Consider the following 16,592-nt stretch of genomic DNA (forward strand, 5'->3'; position numbering starts at 1 on the left):
TGTCAACCTGCAACCTTACCTAATAGTTGGCAGAAAACCACCACTGACCATCCGTGAATATCCACCGTTCACGAACACTAGTCGGGGTCGCGCCAATCAACTCAGATGCCGTTGAGGTTCGTTTGGTGGGTTCGGACATGACCCTTACCACCACACTTGCCACAGCTGCAGAGGCATCATAGTTAACTACTTTGACCCCTGTCAACTCCCACGTCACCGCATAGGAAAACTTTTTCCTATACAACTGCTTAGGGAAAATAGCTCTAAAAGCCGGGGAGGTGTATTCCCAGGCCTGTTCGAACTCCCTTGCCTCCAGTGCCTGCCATCGCTCAGTCACTCGATCCTCCAGTGCAGTGCGCTGCTGTTCACTGAGCGTTTGCACCCCCGAACACCCTGCCAAGACGATACAAATCGTGGCAAAAATTACTCCAACCAGGCACTGATACCGCATTCTAAAACCTCTTAACCTACTGTTTTTAAATACTATTCCTAAAACGAGCCGGAATTATACGGCACCGTCTGCACAATTCAAGGCGGCGCCTCCCATCTTGCGCACCTTCACGCTTCACCGCCCCACTTTTCGTAGCCGCCGGGGCGGCCCATAGCCGCTTGCCGACCCACCCAGCGCCTTGCGATAACCAAGCCCTCAAACGCTGACCGGATCACTCGCCGGGAAGCATGTGAAAATCACCCAAAAGCAGCGTGAAAAATACCATGAAAAAGGGGGCCGAACAGGTCGGAATCAGTGCGTCTGCCAGCCGCTTCAGGGCGCGGTCTCGATCAGCTCCATATGGCGCACCTGGGAGCGCATTTCGCGGCCCACTTCACGGAGTTCGCTCTCGGTATACAACGCGCGGGGGGTGATAATCACCAGCAGCTCCGTCCGATTGGATTTCTGCACCGTAGAGCCAAATAAAGCCCCTACCAGCGGCAAGCTCGATAAGAAGGGGATACCGGTAGTGGTGTCATTGGCATTTTCGCGGATCAAGCCACCGAGAACAACGGATTCCGTGGAGCGCACCGCCACACGACTCATAATACTTCGCTCGAGAAATTCCCGCTGACGCGTCGCGATGTCTATCTCACCGACATCGGTGACCGATTGCTCGATATCCATCGTTATCAGGCCACCGGCATTGACAGACGGCCTGACCTTCAGCTGCACACCCGTATCCTTATAGCTGATTGAACTGATCTCATTGCCACCGTCGGTGAATGTGGTGGAGTCGCGAATCGGTACCTGGTCGCCGACATGGATATAGGCGGCGTTGTTATCCAGCACCATCACTGAGGGGGTCGATATAATGTTGACCAACCCTTCGCTGGCCAACGCATTGAGCTCCGCCTTGATGTCCCCGGCGTTGTTTCTCACCGTGTAGGAGAACCCACCGGTCGCCGCCGCCACCGCGGCATCCAGAATACCCGTCCCTTCACGCTGGTTGCCAATACTGTTACTGAAGGTCCATTCCAGCCCGTACTCAAGCTCATCGGTGAGTGATACCTCAAGAATGCTCGCCTCGATCAGCACCTGCGTCGCCACCACGTCCAGCTGCATTAATGCGGCCTCGATAATCGCGTATTGCTTGCCCGTGGAATAAATCATCAAGGCATTATTTTCTTCGTCCGCCACGACGCGCACATCCTGCAGGGCGGTGTTTTTGAACGCCGTATCAGCGACTGCAGCGCTTGAATTTGAGCCCGATGACTCGAAGTCGCGCGCCGCGCCGCTGGCGCCTTCGCCGATCATATTGGAAGACAGCCCCGGCGCAACGCCGCCAGCAACCCCTATCCCGGAGAGACTATCGCTGTTGACCTCCGCTGAGGTGGTCTGCACCGACAGCTCATTGGCATAAATACTGTTAAGCAATTCAGACAAACGCTTAGCACTGGTGTTCTGCACCGGGTAGACAAACAGGCGCTTTTCGAACAGGGAGTCCGCCGCGCTATCGAGGCGCTCAATCCACACACCCAGCGTATCGAGGTAGTGACTGCGCGGCGTAATCAACAGCAGGCTGTTGAGGCGCTTGACCGGCACCACCCGCACGATATCGCCTTGTTCACCGGTTTCCAGCATGGCGGACAGGGCCTCGGCCACATCCTCCACATTACTGTTTTCCAGCGGGAACAAGCCGACCGACATGCCGCTGAGCTGATCCACATCGAATGTGCTCACAATGTCCAACCAGCCATCCAGCTGCTCACGGGTACCCGCCAGCATCATAATATTGCGACTGTTGTCCACCAGCACAAAGGAGCTTTCATCTGCCACCGGCTGCAGGATCTCGGCCATATTTGACGCACTGATATATCTCAGGGGTACCACGATGGTGCTGTAGCCCGGGTCGCTGCTGCGCGGGTTAGATACCGCAGGCGCGAGGCGGCTGCCTCGTGCAGCGCCGGTCACCAGATAGCGCCCGTCACTGCCCCTGACCAACAGGGCATTGTTGGCCTTGAGCAGAGATTCCAGCACCTGCAGTAACTCATTCCGGGGAATCGGTGTGCGCGTGCGCAGGGTAACCTGTCCTTTCACCGGCTGGTCGACGATGTAATCCAGCTGCAGAATATCGCCCATAACAGCATGCATCACTTCGGCAAGCGGCGCCTGCTCAAAGTTAAGGCTGACATCATCGCCGACAAAGCGAACCGGCTCCTCTGCCGGGGGCATACGTACCTGGGTGTCATTGCCCCTGAAGATGGTCGGCGGCACACGGCGCGATTCCGCCACGGTCTGATCGGCCAATGAAGATGCCGATGTCGAGAGCGGCACAGGGGCATCCACTGTCGTTGCCGCGGCAACTGCCGGCCCGGTCCCGGCCTGCTTGCTGTCCATGGCAGTACAGCTGCCCAATATAAACACCAGCAGCACGCTGGGAAGGTACCGCAATCTGAATGAGTCCACTGACATGGCTTCCGTTGTTATGTACACCGCGTACGTCCGTTTCACTTTCTGGAGTTTACATTAGCCGTTGGCGCCATTGCCGGCTGGAGCACCAGAGTCTCCCGCCGATTGCCATTTTTCAGCACGACTTCTTTTGCTGCTACCGACTCCAGCGTCCACCCGACCAGTTCATCCCCGAGGCGAAGGCGCCGCGGCTTACCCTTAACCCGCACTATGATACCAGCAGAGTCACCCGCACCGAACACACCCACTAAACTCATTTCACTCAAATTACTGGCTTTTTCGGTGGTAATTTCGGGCAACTCGACCACGGACTCATCGGGGCGGCGACTGGGCCACAGCAGGGGCCGGCTGCGGATCTCGTTACTTTGCGCCGCGCTCACCGCGACCCTACCGGGAAACACCACCAGCTGCAAAGTATCAGGAGCCGGCGCGATAGCCTCCGGCGTGGACTGCAGGCCAAGGGAGGCAACGCCCACAATCAGTTGCAACAGCAGCGCCAGCAAGAGCAGGATCACCACGACCTCGATACGGCGCTCCGCGCGCAGAGGCTGGGTCGCCACTCGGTATCGTTCGGACAGCCATCTGTACGCGCTCATTGCGCCACCTTCAGGGCAAATACTTGTATCCTGGCTCTCATCAGCTGACTTGCGGCTTTCTTTCGTGCCGCACGCAATGGCGCAATGTCCAACGACTCAACCAACAGGAGCGGCTTGAATTGCGCGAGCCCCGACAGGGCGTCATCCAGTCCTGACAGGTCGCCCTCAAGCGTGAGGCGCATACGGATGTAATCGAAGCGACCCTCTGTTACCACCGGCAGCAGCTGGCTATTGCTCACCGACAAGCCCGCCTCACTGACCCGCTGCCGAATATCGGTCTGCAGGGCCGCAGAGACTGCCGCCACATCAGCGACCGCCGGATAGGCCAACGCGTCAATCGCCTTGCGAGCGCCGATGGAGGCATCGCGCAACGGCTCCTCATTTTCACCCAGTCCGCGCAGTCGGGCAATACGCGGGGTCAGGCTATCAATATCAGCCTGATAACCCCTGCCCGGACTCCAGGCACCTGCCAATGCATAGACATACAACGATAGAGGGATCAGCAGCGTGCCACCACAAATCCACGCGCTGCGCCGATGGCTCACTGCCCAATTCACGGCGTATCTCCGCGGCGCAATTGTATATCGAGATAAAACTGCTCTACGCCAGCACCCTTGACCCGCGCGAAGGCCCGCGGCGCCGTCACCTCCGCATACTCATCCTGCTGGGTCAGCCGCTGCATGACCGACGCCGCATCCGGTGCACGGCCGCGCAAACCGACAGCGAGTCCGTCCATCGAAAAGTTGTCGACAGACTCACCGTCATTGAGCAACTGCGTCAGGCGGGCAATTTCCTGGTGAGGGTTAGGGTAATCGCGGGCAATAGCAGCAACAGCCCCGACCAATTCGTTATTGCGCACCAACCGCGCGCGTATACTAGCCGCGTCTGCAGAATCGCGCTCCGCGGCGGCGGCCATTGCACGCACCTCTTGCAGCGCGAGACTGTTGAAGCCGCTATTGACCGCGGTGATCACGAGCGCCAGCAGCGCGACGCCCAACAACATCAGCCCAACGCGCCACAGGCGCCTGCGATAGCTATTCTCACGAGCGGCCTCGCCGAAGCCGTTTAGCGTGATCTTTTCATCACCCGCTCTGGCCCAAATCTCCTGGTGCACTGTATCCTCGGCATTGAATTGCCGACCGAGGCAAGCAGCCGCCGCGCTGCGAGAAACGATGGCTAGCACGACCTCAATGACTGCGGCATCGCGGCGCACTATACGCCAACCATAGCGGGTATCCTCAGCCGCGAAGGGGCTGTAAGCGTCAACCTCCAGTGCCAGCGCCGCGGCCAGGTCGACCTCGACCGCTGCGGGCAGTTCAAGCGTCTTGGACAAAACGACCTCATCCGGCAACAGATAGGCCGTATACTCCGCCGCCGTTGCAGTGCACGGCTCACCAGACTGATAAAAGCGTTCGCCGTCCAGGCTGCGCAGACACACAATATCGTCCAACAATCGACGCACCGGAGAATCCCAGGCGAAGAGAAGGTCCCGCCAGGCATCGACCCAGAGCTTGCCGAGGTTACGCACATCGAAACCCAGCACTCGCCAGTTCTGGTCGGACACCTGCATCAATCCACGCCCCCGCGACGGCCATAGACGCGCGGGGGTTCCGTGCGTTTGGAACGCCAGGGAAGCGTGCCGCCGGGAGCGGCGCCACCCAACGATACCCAGTGCCGTCGCAACCAGTATTGATCACCGTAGTGCACCAGCGCATCGGCACGGAGAAATCCTGACAAGGTACGTTGGGCGCTCCCGGGTGATTCAACCTCTGTCTCAGGCCGCGTCTCCCGCTGCTGCAGGACACGCTGTAACTCGTCCGGCTGCGTCTCCTTGAGGACTGCCAGTAACGCTTCCGGTGCTTGCGCCCAGTCGGTGGTGGAACCCCTGCTATTTCCCACTACAATGTAATCCCTAATGGCATCGAAGACTGTGCGGCTCAACCCGTTCACCCGAAGCACATCCTCGGCACTCTTGAAATCGCGTCTAACGCTTTTCTTGTTATCTGCGCCAGGTGCGTCTCCGCGCCACTTTAACACATTGTCCGCCAGAAGATTGGCCTCGTCCGGCAGCAGACCCGCGAGCAACTCGAACAATGCGACCAAGGTCTGGTAAGACGCCTGGTTCATATTGATCAGTGCGGCCTCCGGGTAGAGCGTCACAGAGACCGATGTATCGCCAATCTGGTAGTCACCCCGCAGGAGGTCAGCCGCGGCGGGTCGGGGTACCAACAAGCGCTCCGCCAGCATCAACCTTATCGCGCCATCACCGGCGGCCACCGCCTTGGCCCGGGCCACGTGAAGCTGCGCCATGCGCGTATCCAATCGGGCCTGCGACACCATTCCTACCACCAGCAACGACATACCGGCAATAAACCAGACCACAATCGCTAACGCCACACCACGCTCGGACTCTCTGGCACTGGGTCGCCAGCCGCTGGGTCGCCAGCCGCTGGGTCGCTGGGGAGTACCAGCCTGCATGAGCTTCATTGTCGCGCCCGCATGATCAGGTCCGGCCAGTATTGACCTGCCGCCGTCATATTCAGGCGCACCAGCACCGGCACACTGCGATCAGACGCTGCGCGCGACGTGATCCAGTCGTCTGCAAACTCATTGCGCGTGGCAATGGTCAGCGATTCCAGCTGCGGCACGAGCACTCGGGAGGGCTGGGTTGACCACTCCACGTCACTCAGGCCCGGCGTCGGCAACTGCAACCAGCGAAAGACCAGCGCAGCCCCCTCCCGCCCAATCCTCACCCGATGTTTGCCACCATAATTTTCGCCAAACATCACCGACGTATCAAATTCGATAAAATCCTCGCCGGCGAGAAAGTGGCTACTGTCAAGAGGGCCGCCACCCGTATTCACTTCATTAACGTTGCCTGCGCTGCCGATCGCTGACTCCACCAGGTCTCGCAGGAACGTGGAAACGCTGCGAACCTGCTCGATACGCCGAGTCTTCAATTCCAGTGTGCTCTGTGTGTTTGCAAGGGTACGCATAGCGCTCATCGTGCCAAGCAGGATAAGCGACAGCACGGTCATTGCCACCATGACCTCTACCAGCGTAAAGCCGCGCTCACGCGCCGGGATAAATCCTGCACGTTTCGCTTTCACGGCGCCTCGGCCTCTACTACCGAGTGCAGCACGATCGCTCTGCGCCGCAACCCGTCCATCCAGTTTACCCCGACCTCGATCTCGTGCAGGGGCGCCGCAGCATTCTGGCCGACCAGGAATACGGGTGAAGACCGTGCATACCAACGATACTCGCCATCTGTTTCACCACCCACATTTATACCTGCCTCGGGCACGCGGCCGTGATCGGCCAGCACAGAGCGCGCCAGCTCGACACCGTAAGCATATTTTTCATCGGCCCCCACATTTCGAGTCGCCCCGGCCGCTCCGCGGTAAAGTGCCCCCAACGCTAAACCCAGAATCACCAGAGCGACCAGCATCTCCAGCAGGGAAAAACCCCTTCCCGAGGCTTCGCTTGTCTGCCCGCGTCTAGTTGAAAGCATACGGTTGCTGTGTCACGCGACCAACCAACCAGTCGACTGAGATTCTCACACCGGATTTATCGGGGCGGGCCAGTTCGACATCACCGCCACTGGAGCCACCCTCCGGATAAAAACGAATGACAGCCTGCGACTGGCCACCCAGCTCCGAGGCTGCACTGACGAGCACGGTGAACGACTCAGGCAACTGACGGACATCCTGATTCAAGGTAACGCGCTTGTACTCGGTATCAAACATCACGTCTTGTGCCTTGCCCGTGCTGATCGCCCGATGCCTGGCGCCTGCCAACAGGGATACCACGTCCTGGATCGCCTGACGATACTGCATGGATTCGTAAAAACGGGAGGATGCGGGCACCGACACCGCGAGCAACATACCGACAATACTGATGACCACGAGCAACTCCAGCACTGTGAAGCCGCCGTCAGAGGTAAAAAACCGATCTCTGCACAGCGCCGCGGGCATGCTAGCCGCGCACGCCTGCAGTCTGCGATATCACGCTAATTCCAGCTGGATACATCCGCGTTCTCTCCGTCACCACCCGGCGCGCCGTCCTGACCCAAGGTCAGTATGTCAAAATCACCGTGCTCACCCGGGTAGGTATATACATACGTGCCATTCCAGGGGTCCAGCGGCACATCCGATTTCAGGTAGGGCCCGTTCCATCCCACGACCCCGGCGGGTTTATTGACCAACGCATCGAGGCCCTGCTCGGTAGTGGGAAATCGGCCAATATCCAGCTTGTACATTTCCAGCGTCTGCTCAAGATCAGCGATTTGCAGAGCCGCCGTTTTGGTTTTAGCACCCCCCAATTGATTCAGTACCTGCGGACCCACCAGGCCCATGAGCAGACCCAGAATGGCCAACACGACCAGCAGTTCCATGAGGGTAAAACCTTTCTGGCTCACGCCCCGGTTCTGTGTTCTTGCAAGCGTGTTCATGTAGACCTCTCTGAAAACAGTTGTAAAGTGCATTTCGACCGACTCGCGCCAGCGGCGCTATATCGCCAGGTTGTTGACGGACATAATCCCCATCAGGATAGCGATGATAATGATGCCGATAATAAAGCCCATGCCCAAAATCATTACCGGCTCCAGCAACGCCAGGCCACGCTTAACGCCCGACTGCACATGACTATCGAAGACGTCGGCCAGGTCCTGGGACATTTGATCAAGCCTCCCCGATTCTTCACCCACGCGCAGCATTTGGATTACCATGGGCGTAAACAGGCCGGTCTCCTCCAGCGCAAACGACATGCGCTTGCCCTCTTTCACCGCTGGGGGAAGAACCTCCAGAGCCTCGCGCAGCACCCTGTTGCCCACAGTATCGATGGCAATTGAAATAGCCACCAGTAACGGCACTCCATTACCCACCAATGTACCCACTGTCCTGGCAAACTTGGACATTTCAAATTCAAAAACGATCCCGCCGGCAACCGGGAGATCGAGCAGCATTTGGTGCACGCGACGCTGACCCGCGTCGGTCGACGCCCAGCGTCTGGCATACAAAGCGAACCCTACCAGCGCCAGCACGATAAACAGTCCGTAACTCTTGATGACATTAGCCCCGCTGATCACCATTTGCGTGATAACCGGTAAACCCTCCCCCATATCATCGAAAAGCGCCTCGAATTGGGGCACCACAAAACCGAGCATCAAAATCACAGACAAAATCGATACAAAACCCAGAATGGCGGGGTAGATCAGCGCCGACACGACGGTGTCGCGGTTTGCCTTGGCACGCTCCAGGTAGTCGACAAGGCGGTCCAGCACTTCCGACAACTGCCCACCCGCTTCACCCGAGCGCACGATATTGATATAGAACTTGCCAAAAATATCTTCATGAGGTTGCAGCGCCTGACTCAGGGCCTTACCGCCCTTTACCGCCGCCAATAGCTCGTCCAGCAAACTGATCATGGCAGGCTGCACCGCCATATCAATAAGCACTTTGAGGGCCTTATCCAGCGGCAGGCCGGCGCGCAGCAGCACGGCCAACTCACTGGTCATGGACAGTACCTCCTGCCTCCCCGGTGGCTTGCCAACCGCTGCGGAGCTCGCCGCCGAGGCAGTGATTCCGGACTCTAGCTTTAGCAGCGTCAAACCCTGGGCGCGAAGCTGACGGGACGCCATTTCTATTCCCCCCGCCTCGATAGTGCCCGCATGGGCGGTGCCGTCTCGACCCACTGCCTTGTATGAAAAATGTGGCATGGCGTCTTATACCGACATGAATTCCGCGGCGGCAACACTCACGGGCGCCTCGGCACCCGCCGTCTCGTCTTCGCGTTGGTCCCGGGTCACTCGCAGCACCTCATCCATAGACGTTACGCCTTGTAGCACTTTCCTCAGGCCATCTTCATAGAGTGTGGTCATGCCCAAATCCCGGGCGGTGGCGTGCAACTGGGTCGCATCGGCGCCTGTCATGATCACCCGATGAATTTCGTCGTCCAGCACAAACAGCTCGTGTATCCCTGTGCGACCTGAGTAACCCGTATTCATGCAGTGCTCGCAGCCGACCGCGCGGTAGACGGTACAGGAATCGGCATCCACGTAGCGTCGCAGCCCGGTTTGCTCAATGGATAGAGCGTCCATCGTTGCCGGCTCCTTGCAGTGCTCACACAGGGTGCGCAACAGGCGCTGGGCGAGCACACCATTCACCGACGAGGTAATCAGGTAACGCTCCACACCCATGTCCTCCAGACGGGTGATCGCACCCGCGGCAGTATTGGTGTGCAGCGTCGACAATACGAGGTGACCCGTGAGGGCTGACTGCACGCCAATCTTCGCCGTCTCGGCGTCACGGATTTCGCCGATCATGATGATATCCGGGTCCTGGCGCAGGATAGCCCGCAAAGACCGCGAAAAATCCAGCTCGATCTGCGATTGCACCTGTATCTGATTAACGCCCTGCAACTGGTATTCCACCGGGTCTTCTACCGTAATAATCTTCAGCGCATCGGAATCAAGTGACGCCAGTGATGCGTACAGGGTGGTGGTCTTGCCGGAACCCGTGGGCCCAGTCAACAGCAATACTCCATGTGGTCGCGACAGCAACTCCTGGTAACGCTCCAGGGTGTGCTCACTAAATCCCATCAGAGACAGACTCAACTTGATGCTGTCGCGATCCAGCACCCGCATAACAATACTTTCACCGTGAACAGTGGGAATGGTCGAAACCCGCAGGTCAAGTTCATGGCCTTTGACACGGGTCATGATGCGACCATCCTGCGGCAGGCGTCGTTCGGCAATATTCATCTGCGATAACAACTTTATGCGTGAAGCGATGGCCGGCGCCAGTTGCGCCGCCGGCGGGTCAGGAAATGGTTGCAGGACACCATCTACACGGTAGCGCAAATGGATGCCGTCCTCGAAAGGCTCGATATGGATATCCGACGCACCCATGTCCAGCGCCCGGTGGATAATCTGGTTCACCAGTCGGATCACGGGAGCCTCACTGGCAATGTCCTTCAGGTGCTCGATGAAGTCATCATCGCTCTGACCGCTGAACGTGTCGTCGAGAGCCGAGTTAGCCCCGGCCGCTTCTTCGAGGTAAAACTGCAACACCTTCATGATGTCACTCTCGAGACCCAGGGAGAGTGACACCGGCCTGTCCAGCGCCATGCCCAGCGCCTTGGCCAGAAACGGGTCCTGAGGCACAGTGGCAGCGAAAGCGACGCCAGCATCGGTGATGGCCACAGGCACCACGTGGTTGCTGATAATGAAATCCTGAGACAAACCGTCCACCTGAATCGCCGCCTCGGGATAATCACCCGCTGCCAACAGGGGGATATCGAGCTGGTGACTGAGCGCTTGTGCAACGTCAAGCTCGGACACCAGCCCGAGCTTAACGAATACCTGACCCAGCAGACCGCCCATTTCAACCTGGGCGAGCAGCGACCTTTCCACATCGCGCTCAGAGAGCTTGCCTTGCTCTACCAGTGTTTGCCCGAGTTTTTTCATAAACTATTGGTCGCCAGTTTTGTTGATGCGGGAAATCACGCGCACTTCACCCGCCCCTTGAATGGCGAGTGTAACATAGCCTCTGGCGAGACAAGGCGCGCGCCCGCCGTGGGCGGAGCGCTGCGCGAGTACTCCGGCTTCAGGCCACTTCGAACAGGCCTGCGGCGCCCATGCCGCCACCGATGCACATTGTCACCACCACTCGTTTTGCGCCGCGCCGCTTACCCTCCAGCAAGGCGTGACCGACCATACGGGCGCCACTCATGCCGAAGGGGTGACCAATGGAGATGGAGCCACCGTTGACGTTCAATCTGGCGTTGTCTATGCCAAGCTCATCACGGCAGTAAACCACCTGACAGGCAAAGGCCTCATTCAACTCCCACAGGTCGATATCGCTCACCGACAAGTTGTGCCGCTCAAGTAGCTTCGGTATCGCAAAAACAGGACCGATGCCCATTTCGTCCGATTTACAGCCGGCCACGGCGAGCCCGCGATAGACCCCAAGGGGTGACAGACCTTTTTGTTCTGCCAGTCGCGACTCCATGACGACACAAGCGGATGCGCCATCTGACAACTGGGAGGAATTTCCGGCGGTGATGTACCCCCCTTCCTTAACAACCATGCCATCCTTGAACACCGGTTCCAGTGATGCGAGGCTCTCCAGAGTAGTCGAAGGGCGATTGCAGTCGTCCCGATCCACCACCACGTTCTCGTAGGTCGTTTCTTTGGTTTCCCTGTCAAACACCGCCTGTACTGCGTCCATCGGTACGATTTCATCGTTGAACAAGCCCGCCTCCTGGGCAGCCGCCGTGCGCTGCTGACTTTGCAGAGAATACTCGTCCTGGGCCTCGCGGCTAATGCCGTAGCGAGCGGACACTACCTCCGCGGTTTCGAGCATGGCCATGTACGCCGTCGGATCAATCGCGGATACCGCCTTCGAGACGTTGCGATAGGCGTTCTTGTGCTTGGTTTGCACCAGTGAGATCGACTCCACTCCGCCGGCAACCGCAATATCGTACTCGTTACACATAATACTTTTGGCCGCGGTCGCGATTGACATTAAACCCGAAGAGCACTGCCGCTCGATCGACATACCCGCGACCGTATCGGGCAGACCACCGGCAATCGCGCTGAGCCGGCCCATATTGTAGGACTGCGTGCCCTGCTGGGCCGCCGCACCAAAAATACAATCGTCCACCTCAGCCGGGTCAATACCCGCACGCTCCACCGCGGCTCGCACAACATGGCCACCCATGGCCGGGGCCTCGGTATCGTTAAAACCACCGCGGAACGATTTGGCCAGCCCGGTGCGGGCCGTAGATACAATGACTGCGTCTCTCATTTCTTATCTCCTGTATAAAAACTGTCCGACTATTTAGCAATAAAATCTACCTAGACGTTGTGCAGCCACCGCGTCGCCAGACTTCGCAACACGCAACACCCCAACGCAACGACACTGCGTCATGCGTGCTGGCTCGATACCGGCAAAATCTCGCCGGTCATGTAGGAGGAGTAATCCGAGGCAAGGAACATCATCACGTTGGCCACTTCCCAGGCTTCGGCCGCGCGCCCGTAGGCTTCCTTCGACTCCAGTTCTGCCAACAATTCTTCCGAGGCCGACTTACGCAACATAGGGTGCAGTACGATTGAGGGTGCAACCGCGTTTATACGTACGTTGAATTCCGTCGCCTCGAGCGCAGCGCAGCGCGTCAGCGCCATAACACCGGCTTTGGCGGCCGCGTAATGGGCCTGTTCTTTCTGTGCACGCCAGCCGAGTACAGACGCGTTATTGACAATGACGCCACCCTGGCCGCGGGCTTTCATCACGGTCATCATATAGCGGGTCATTCGCATGGTGCCGTTGAGCGTCACATCCAGCACTTTGTGCCACTCGTCATCTTCCATCTCAATTAGAAGCTTGGAGGTGCCAAGGCCCGCATTGTTAATCAGCACATCGACGCCAGCCATTTTTCCTTCGGCAAAATCAATGAGTGCGCGCACATCGTCTTCCGCAGTCACATTGCCTACCTGCCCATACACCGCGGTGAGGCCAGTCTCCCCTTTCAATTTCTCAACAGCGGCATCCAGACGCTTTTCGTGGATATCACTGAGCACGATTGCCCGGGCACCCTCTTCCGCTGCCCGCGTCGCCGCCGAAAACCCGATACCGGCTCCGGCTGCCGCCGTAATCAAGACCGACTTACCCTTAATCAGGCCATGGCCCTCTACGTATTCGGGTGTCTTCAAATCCATTGCTGTTCCCTCCGCCTCAAAAACGAGTTTGTCTATCCGTCGGAATGACGCGTTCCTTTACAGTGTGCCGCGCGGTTCCTTGGGCATACCCAAGCCTCGCTCGGCAATGATATTGCGCTGTATCTGATTGGTTCCGCCGTAGATCGTGTCGGAACGCACAAAAAGGTACATCGATTGCAGCGGGCTCAGTGCATAGGGGCCCTCCGGCAGAATCTCACATTCCGGGCCCATCACATCCATGGCAAGCTCACCCAGACTGCGATGCCAACTCGCCCAATACAGCTTGTAAATCAGCGCCTCTTTTTGCAGACCACCATCACTGCCGCTCTGGCCCGACAACATTCGCATCGCGTTGTAGCGCATGATCTTGAGTTCAGTGTGTGCATGAGCAATGCGCTGGCGAATCACAGGATCGCTCGCAGCACCGTTGTCGCGAGCGAGGGAGACAACTGCATCGAATTCGTTCTGGAACTGCATCTGCTGGCCCAGCGTCGAGACTCCTCGCTCGAAACCGAGTAAACCCATGGCGACTTTCCAGCCGTCCCCGGGCTCGCCAACGATATCGTCTGCGTCGCACTCAGCCTCGTCGAAAAACACCTCGTTGAATTCCGATGTGCCGGTCATCTGCTCGATAGGCCGCACCTCAACGCCGGGCTGGTCCATTTTTAAAAGAAAAAATCCGAGGCCCTTGTGTGCCACCGAATCTGGATCAGTACGGGCGATCACGAAACAAAAATCCGATTCATGCGCCAGCGAGGTCCAGACCTTCTGGCCACTGATGAGCCATTTACCGCGGGCTTCATCGAACCGCGCCTTGGTCTTTACGTTAGCGAGGTCAGATCCGGCACCCGGTTCAGAATATCCCTGGCACCACAGCTCGGTACCGGCCACAATCCCCGGCAGGTATTTCTGTTTCTGTGCCTCGGTACCAAAGGCGATCAGCGTCAGCCCTGTCAGGCCCTCGCCGATGTGCCCAACGCGTCCCGGCGCTCCGGCACGGGCGTACTCCTCAAAGAAGATAACCTGTTGCTCGATAGAGCAACCGCGTCCACCGTATTCCTTGGGCCAACCGACGCAGGTCCACCCCCCCGCCGCGAGATTTTTTTCCCAGATCTTGCGTTCTTCGGGATAGGTGTGTTCGTCTCCGGGACCACCCCGGTATTTCAGCTTTTCGAATTCACCGGTCAGGTTTGCCTGCAACCACTCCGCTACTTCTTCCCGAAACTGTTCGTCCTGCGCACTGAAACTTAATTTCATAGCCTTGTCCTCAATCCAGCAAACATTGTGCAATGCGCTCGCGGTGAAAAGCGCCATTGCCGAGCAGGTGTTCCGATGACTTGGCGCGCTTGAAGTACAGGTGGATATCGTATTCCCACGTAAAACCGACACCACCAAATAGCTGCAGTGCATCGCCGGCTATGGCGAAATAGGCATCGGAACAGTAAGACTTTGTCACACTGGCAGCGTCGCCAAGTTCGGCGGCCATCGGTCCGCCATCCAGCGCTTCCTGCGCGATACAGGCGCCATAATAAATGGCGGAGCGCGCCACCTCTGTCTGCAACATCATGTCGGCAGCCTTGTGTTTGACTGCCTGAAAACTAGCAATGGTGCGATTGAACTGGACCCGCTCACCCGTGTACTCGACCACCTGATCAAGCAACTGCTGGCACCCTCCCACCTGCTCAGCGGCGAGGGCTATCGCGGCGAGATCAAGCACAGCGGACAGATGCGTCCAGGCACCTCCCGCCTCACCCATCAGCGCAGGTTGCGCCAGCGTCACGCCGGACAGTTGCAGGCTCGCCTGCTTACGGGCCTGATCCATAGTGGGCAACCACTGGCGAGTCACGCCCGGCGTCTCTGCGGGCAACAAGAACAGGCTGATGCCCTGCTCGCCGCCGCTCCCCTCTTCTCGCGCCGCCACGATCAACAGTTCTGCGGTATGGCCATCCACGACATAGCGGTATTCGCCATTGAGCACATAACTGTCACCCTCACGACGCCAGGTCGCTGTTATCGCGTCTGCGCCCCAATCGCTTATGCCTCCGTTGAAGGCCACCGTCGCGGTGTGACCACTTTCACACATGCGACCCAGCCACTCCGCTTTCTGCGCATCACTACCCGCCAGCAGCAGCGCGTTGGCTGCCAGACATACCGTGGAGAAATAGGGTGAGCACAAGAGGTAGCGGCCCATCTGCTCCATGGTGGCCACCACCTCGACGTAACCGAGGCCCATACCGCCAAACTCTTCAGGAACATGTATCGCCTGCCAGTACATCTCCGAGCAGATGCGATGCCACAGTGCACCATCGTAACCCTGCTCCGTCGCCATCGCGGCACGCACCGCGGCACTGGTAGAGACCTCGGCAAGAAACGACGATGCGGTATCGCGAATCATTTCCTGCTCTTCTGTAAACGCAAATTCCATAACAACTCCGCGCGCTTGCGCTCTAGGTTCCCCAGACTTTCTGGGCCGGCACTTCCGCCTTCAGCAATTCTTTCATGGCCTCACCGATCTCAGCGGGCGCCCACGCTGCCCCACGATCAACGCCCTCGGTGGTGCGCCAACCGTCGCAGATACAAATGCGACCACCCTCTGCTTCAAAGACACGCCCGGTCACGCCGGACGCCTCGGAGCTTGCAAGCCAGGCCAGCAGATTGGATACGTTCTCGGGTGCGAAATGATCGAAGCTGTCATCCTCTGGCTTTTTCATACGCTCAGCCATCGCAGGGACTGCCGTAGTCATACCGGTGCGCGCGGAAGGTGCTACCGAATTCGCGGTAATGTTATAACGACCCAACTCCGCCGCCTGGTTTAGCGTTAAGGCAGCAATACCGGCCTTGGCCGCCGCGTAATTGGACTGGCCGACAGAACCTTGCAGGCCCGCGCCGGAGGTTGTATTAATGATGCGCGCGTCCACGGCCCTGCCCTCTTTGGACAATCCACGCCAATAGTGCACTGCGTGAGAGCTGATGCAAAAGTGTCCTTTCAGGTGAACCGCCATGATGGCGTCCCACTCTGCCTCGGTCATTGAGGCGAACATACGATCGCGGTTAATGCCCGCGTTGTTCAACACGATATCAAGACCACCAAAGCTGTCGATAGCCTGCTTTACGGCATTCAGACTGTCGTCATAGTGGGTAATATCGGAGCTGTTCACAATCGCCCTGCCGCCGGCAGCCGTGATGCTATCGACCACCGCCTGTGCCGCCTCGGTATTGATGTCATTGACGACTACCGCACATCCCTCCGACGCAAACACCCTCGCGTGGGCTGCACCCAGGCCGCCACCGGCGCCGGTGACAATCGCTGTACGACCTTGCAGAATTCCACTCATCTATTCACTCCTCCACGTGTCACTAAAAAACTACCCAATCT

The 16,592-nt window shown here is 58.3% G+C and carries 17 protein-coding genes; all 17 read right to left on the reverse strand.

Annotation, left to right across the window (positions count from 1 at the left end; translation table 11 throughout):
* Nucleotides 1-19 precede the first annotated feature (19 nt).
* Nucleotides 20-382 carry a hypothetical protein gene (locus tag EYC82_RS09375; RefSeq protein ID WP_279249270.1) on the reverse strand — a complete coding sequence of 121 codons (363 nt, stop codon included), beginning with the start codon at nt 380-382 and terminating at the stop codon, nt 20-22.
* A 381-nt stretch (nt 383-763) separates the two neighbouring features.
* Nucleotides 764-2,899, reverse strand: a complete 2,136-nt coding sequence (gene gspD / locus EYC82_RS09380) for a type II secretion system secretin GspD (protein ID WP_423243902.1) — start codon at nt 2,897-2,899, stop codon at nt 764-766.
* A gap of 41 nt (nt 2,900-2,940) precedes the next feature.
* Complete coding sequence (locus tag EYC82_RS09385; protein ID WP_279249271.1) at nt 2,941-3,498, reverse strand: type II secretion system protein N; 558 nt, start codon at nt 3,496-3,498, stop codon at nt 2,941-2,943.
* Entirely contained in the window at nt 3,495-4,055 is a 561-nt protein-coding gene (gspM, locus tag EYC82_RS09390; protein WP_279249272.1) for a type II secretion system protein GspM, read from the reverse strand. The genes EYC82_RS09385 and gspM overlap by 4 nt, the downstream gene beginning before the upstream one ends.
* Nucleotides 4,052-5,068, reverse strand: coding sequence for a PilN domain-containing protein (locus EYC82_RS09395; protein WP_279249273.1), 1,017 nt, complete (start codon nt 5,066-5,068; stop codon nt 4,052-4,054). Before EYC82_RS09395 ends, gspM begins: the two co-directional genes overlap by 4 nt.
* Nucleotides 5,068-5,985, reverse strand: a complete 918-nt coding sequence (locus EYC82_RS09400; RefSeq protein WP_279249274.1) for a type II secretion system protein GspK — start codon at nt 5,983-5,985, stop codon at nt 5,068-5,070. The genes EYC82_RS09395 and EYC82_RS09400 overlap by 1 nt, the downstream gene beginning before the upstream one ends.
* A complete protein-coding gene (locus tag EYC82_RS09405; protein ID WP_279249275.1) occupies nt 5,982-6,608 on the reverse strand; it encodes a PulJ/GspJ family protein in 627 nt (208 codons plus the stop codon). Before EYC82_RS09405 ends, EYC82_RS09400 begins: the two co-directional genes overlap by 4 nt.
* On the reverse strand, nt 6,605-7,009 hold the full coding sequence (locus EYC82_RS09410) for a type II secretion system protein (protein WP_279249276.1): 405 nt from the start codon (nt 7,007-7,009) through the stop codon (nt 6,605-6,607). Before EYC82_RS09410 ends, EYC82_RS09405 begins: the two co-directional genes overlap by 4 nt.
* Nucleotides 6,996-7,472 (reverse strand): prepilin-type N-terminal cleavage/methylation domain-containing protein, encoded by a 477-nt coding sequence (locus EYC82_RS09415; protein ID WP_279249277.1) that lies wholly within the window; start codon nt 7,470-7,472, stop codon nt 6,996-6,998. The genes EYC82_RS09410 and EYC82_RS09415 overlap by 14 nt, the downstream gene beginning before the upstream one ends.
* Nucleotides 7,473-7,507: 35 nt before the next feature.
* The gene (gspG, locus tag EYC82_RS09420; protein ID WP_279249278.1) at nt 7,508-7,948 is read right to left on the reverse strand and encodes a type II secretion system major pseudopilin GspG; all 441 of its coding nucleotides are present in this window, start codon (nt 7,946-7,948) and stop codon (nt 7,508-7,510) included.
* Nucleotides 7,949-8,005: 57 nt separating this feature from the next.
* Nucleotides 8,006-9,214 carry a type II secretion system F family protein gene (locus EYC82_RS09425; RefSeq protein ID WP_279249279.1) on the reverse strand — a complete coding sequence of 403 codons (1,209 nt, stop codon included), beginning with the start codon at nt 9,212-9,214 and terminating at the stop codon, nt 8,006-8,008.
* A 6-nt stretch (nt 9,215-9,220) separates the two neighbouring features.
* Complete coding sequence (locus tag EYC82_RS09430; RefSeq protein ID WP_279249280.1) at nt 9,221-10,963, reverse strand: GspE/PulE family protein; 1,743 nt, start codon at nt 10,961-10,963, stop codon at nt 9,221-9,223.
* A 139-nt stretch (nt 10,964-11,102) separates the two neighbouring features.
* On the reverse strand, nt 11,103-12,305 hold the full coding sequence (locus tag EYC82_RS09435) for an acetyl-CoA C-acyltransferase (RefSeq protein ID WP_279249281.1): 1,203 nt from the start codon (nt 12,303-12,305) through the stop codon (nt 11,103-11,105).
* A 119-nt stretch (nt 12,306-12,424) separates the two neighbouring features.
* Complete coding sequence (locus EYC82_RS09440; protein WP_279249282.1) at nt 12,425-13,216, reverse strand: SDR family oxidoreductase; 792 nt, start codon at nt 13,214-13,216, stop codon at nt 12,425-12,427.
* Between the two features lie 57 nt (nt 13,217-13,273).
* Entirely contained in the window at nt 13,274-14,473 is a 1,200-nt protein-coding gene (locus tag EYC82_RS09445) for an acyl-CoA dehydrogenase family protein (RefSeq protein WP_279249283.1), read from the reverse strand.
* A 10-nt stretch (nt 14,474-14,483) separates the two neighbouring features.
* Complete coding sequence (locus EYC82_RS09450; RefSeq protein ID WP_279249284.1) at nt 14,484-15,641, reverse strand: acyl-CoA dehydrogenase family protein; 1,158 nt, start codon at nt 15,639-15,641, stop codon at nt 14,484-14,486.
* 22 nt (nt 15,642-15,663) lie between these two features.
* The gene (locus EYC82_RS09455; RefSeq protein WP_279249285.1) at nt 15,664-16,551 is read right to left on the reverse strand and encodes an SDR family oxidoreductase; all 888 of its coding nucleotides are present in this window, start codon (nt 16,549-16,551) and stop codon (nt 15,664-15,666) included.
* Between the last annotated feature and the right edge of the window lie 41 nt (nt 16,552-16,592).

It is taken from the genome of Candidatus Marimicrobium litorale (assembly GCF_026262645.1).
GTDB lineage: Bacteria > Pseudomonadota > Gammaproteobacteria > Pseudomonadales > Halieaceae > Marimicrobium > Marimicrobium litorale.

Bases quoted from the DNA above. Each gene is read 5' to 3' on its own strand.
- EYC82_RS09430 (WP_279249280.1), bottom strand. From the start codon at position 10,963: ATGAAAAAACTCGGGCAAACACTGGTAGAGCAAGGCAAGCTCTCTGAG.
- EYC82_RS09435 (WP_279249281.1), bottom strand. From the start codon at position 12,305: ATGAGAGACGCAGTCATTGTATCTACGGCCCGCACCGGGCTGGCCAAA.
- EYC82_RS09410 (WP_279249276.1), bottom strand. From the start codon at position 7,009: ATGCTTTCAACTAGACGCGGGCAGACAAGCGAAGCCTCGGGAAGGGGT.
- EYC82_RS09400 (WP_279249274.1), bottom strand. From the start codon at position 5,985: ATGAAGCTCATGCAGGCTGGTACTCCCCAGCGACCCAGCGGCTGGCGA.
- gspG (WP_279249278.1), bottom strand. From the start codon at position 7,948: ATGAACACGCTTGCAAGAACACAGAACCGGGGCGTGAGCCAGAAAGGT.
- EYC82_RS09395 (WP_279249273.1), bottom strand. From the start codon at position 5,068: ATGCAGGTGTCCGACCAGAACTGGCGAGTGCTGGGTTTCGATGTGCGT.
- EYC82_RS09385 (WP_279249271.1), bottom strand. From the start codon at position 3,498: ATGAGCGCGTACAGATGGCTGTCCGAACGATACCGAGTGGCGACCCAG.
- EYC82_RS09445 (WP_279249283.1), bottom strand. From the start codon at position 14,473: ATGAAATTAAGTTTCAGTGCGCAGGACGAACAGTTTCGGGAAGAAGTA.
- EYC82_RS09455 (WP_279249285.1), bottom strand. From the start codon at position 16,551: ATGAGTGGAATTCTGCAAGGTCGTACAGCGATTGTCACCGGCGCCGGT.
- EYC82_RS09415 (WP_279249277.1), bottom strand. From the start codon at position 7,472: ATGCCCGCGGCGCTGTGCAGAGATCGGTTTTTTACCTCTGACGGCGGC.
- EYC82_RS09450 (WP_279249284.1), bottom strand. From the start codon at position 15,641: ATGGAATTTGCGTTTACAGAAGAGCAGGAAATGATTCGCGATACCGCA.
- EYC82_RS09440 (WP_279249282.1), bottom strand. From the start codon at position 13,216: ATGGATTTGAAGACACCCGAATACGTAGAGGGCCATGGCCTGATTAAG.
- EYC82_RS09425 (WP_279249279.1), bottom strand. From the start codon at position 9,214: ATGCCACATTTTTCATACAAGGCAGTGGGTCGAGACGGCACCGCCCAT.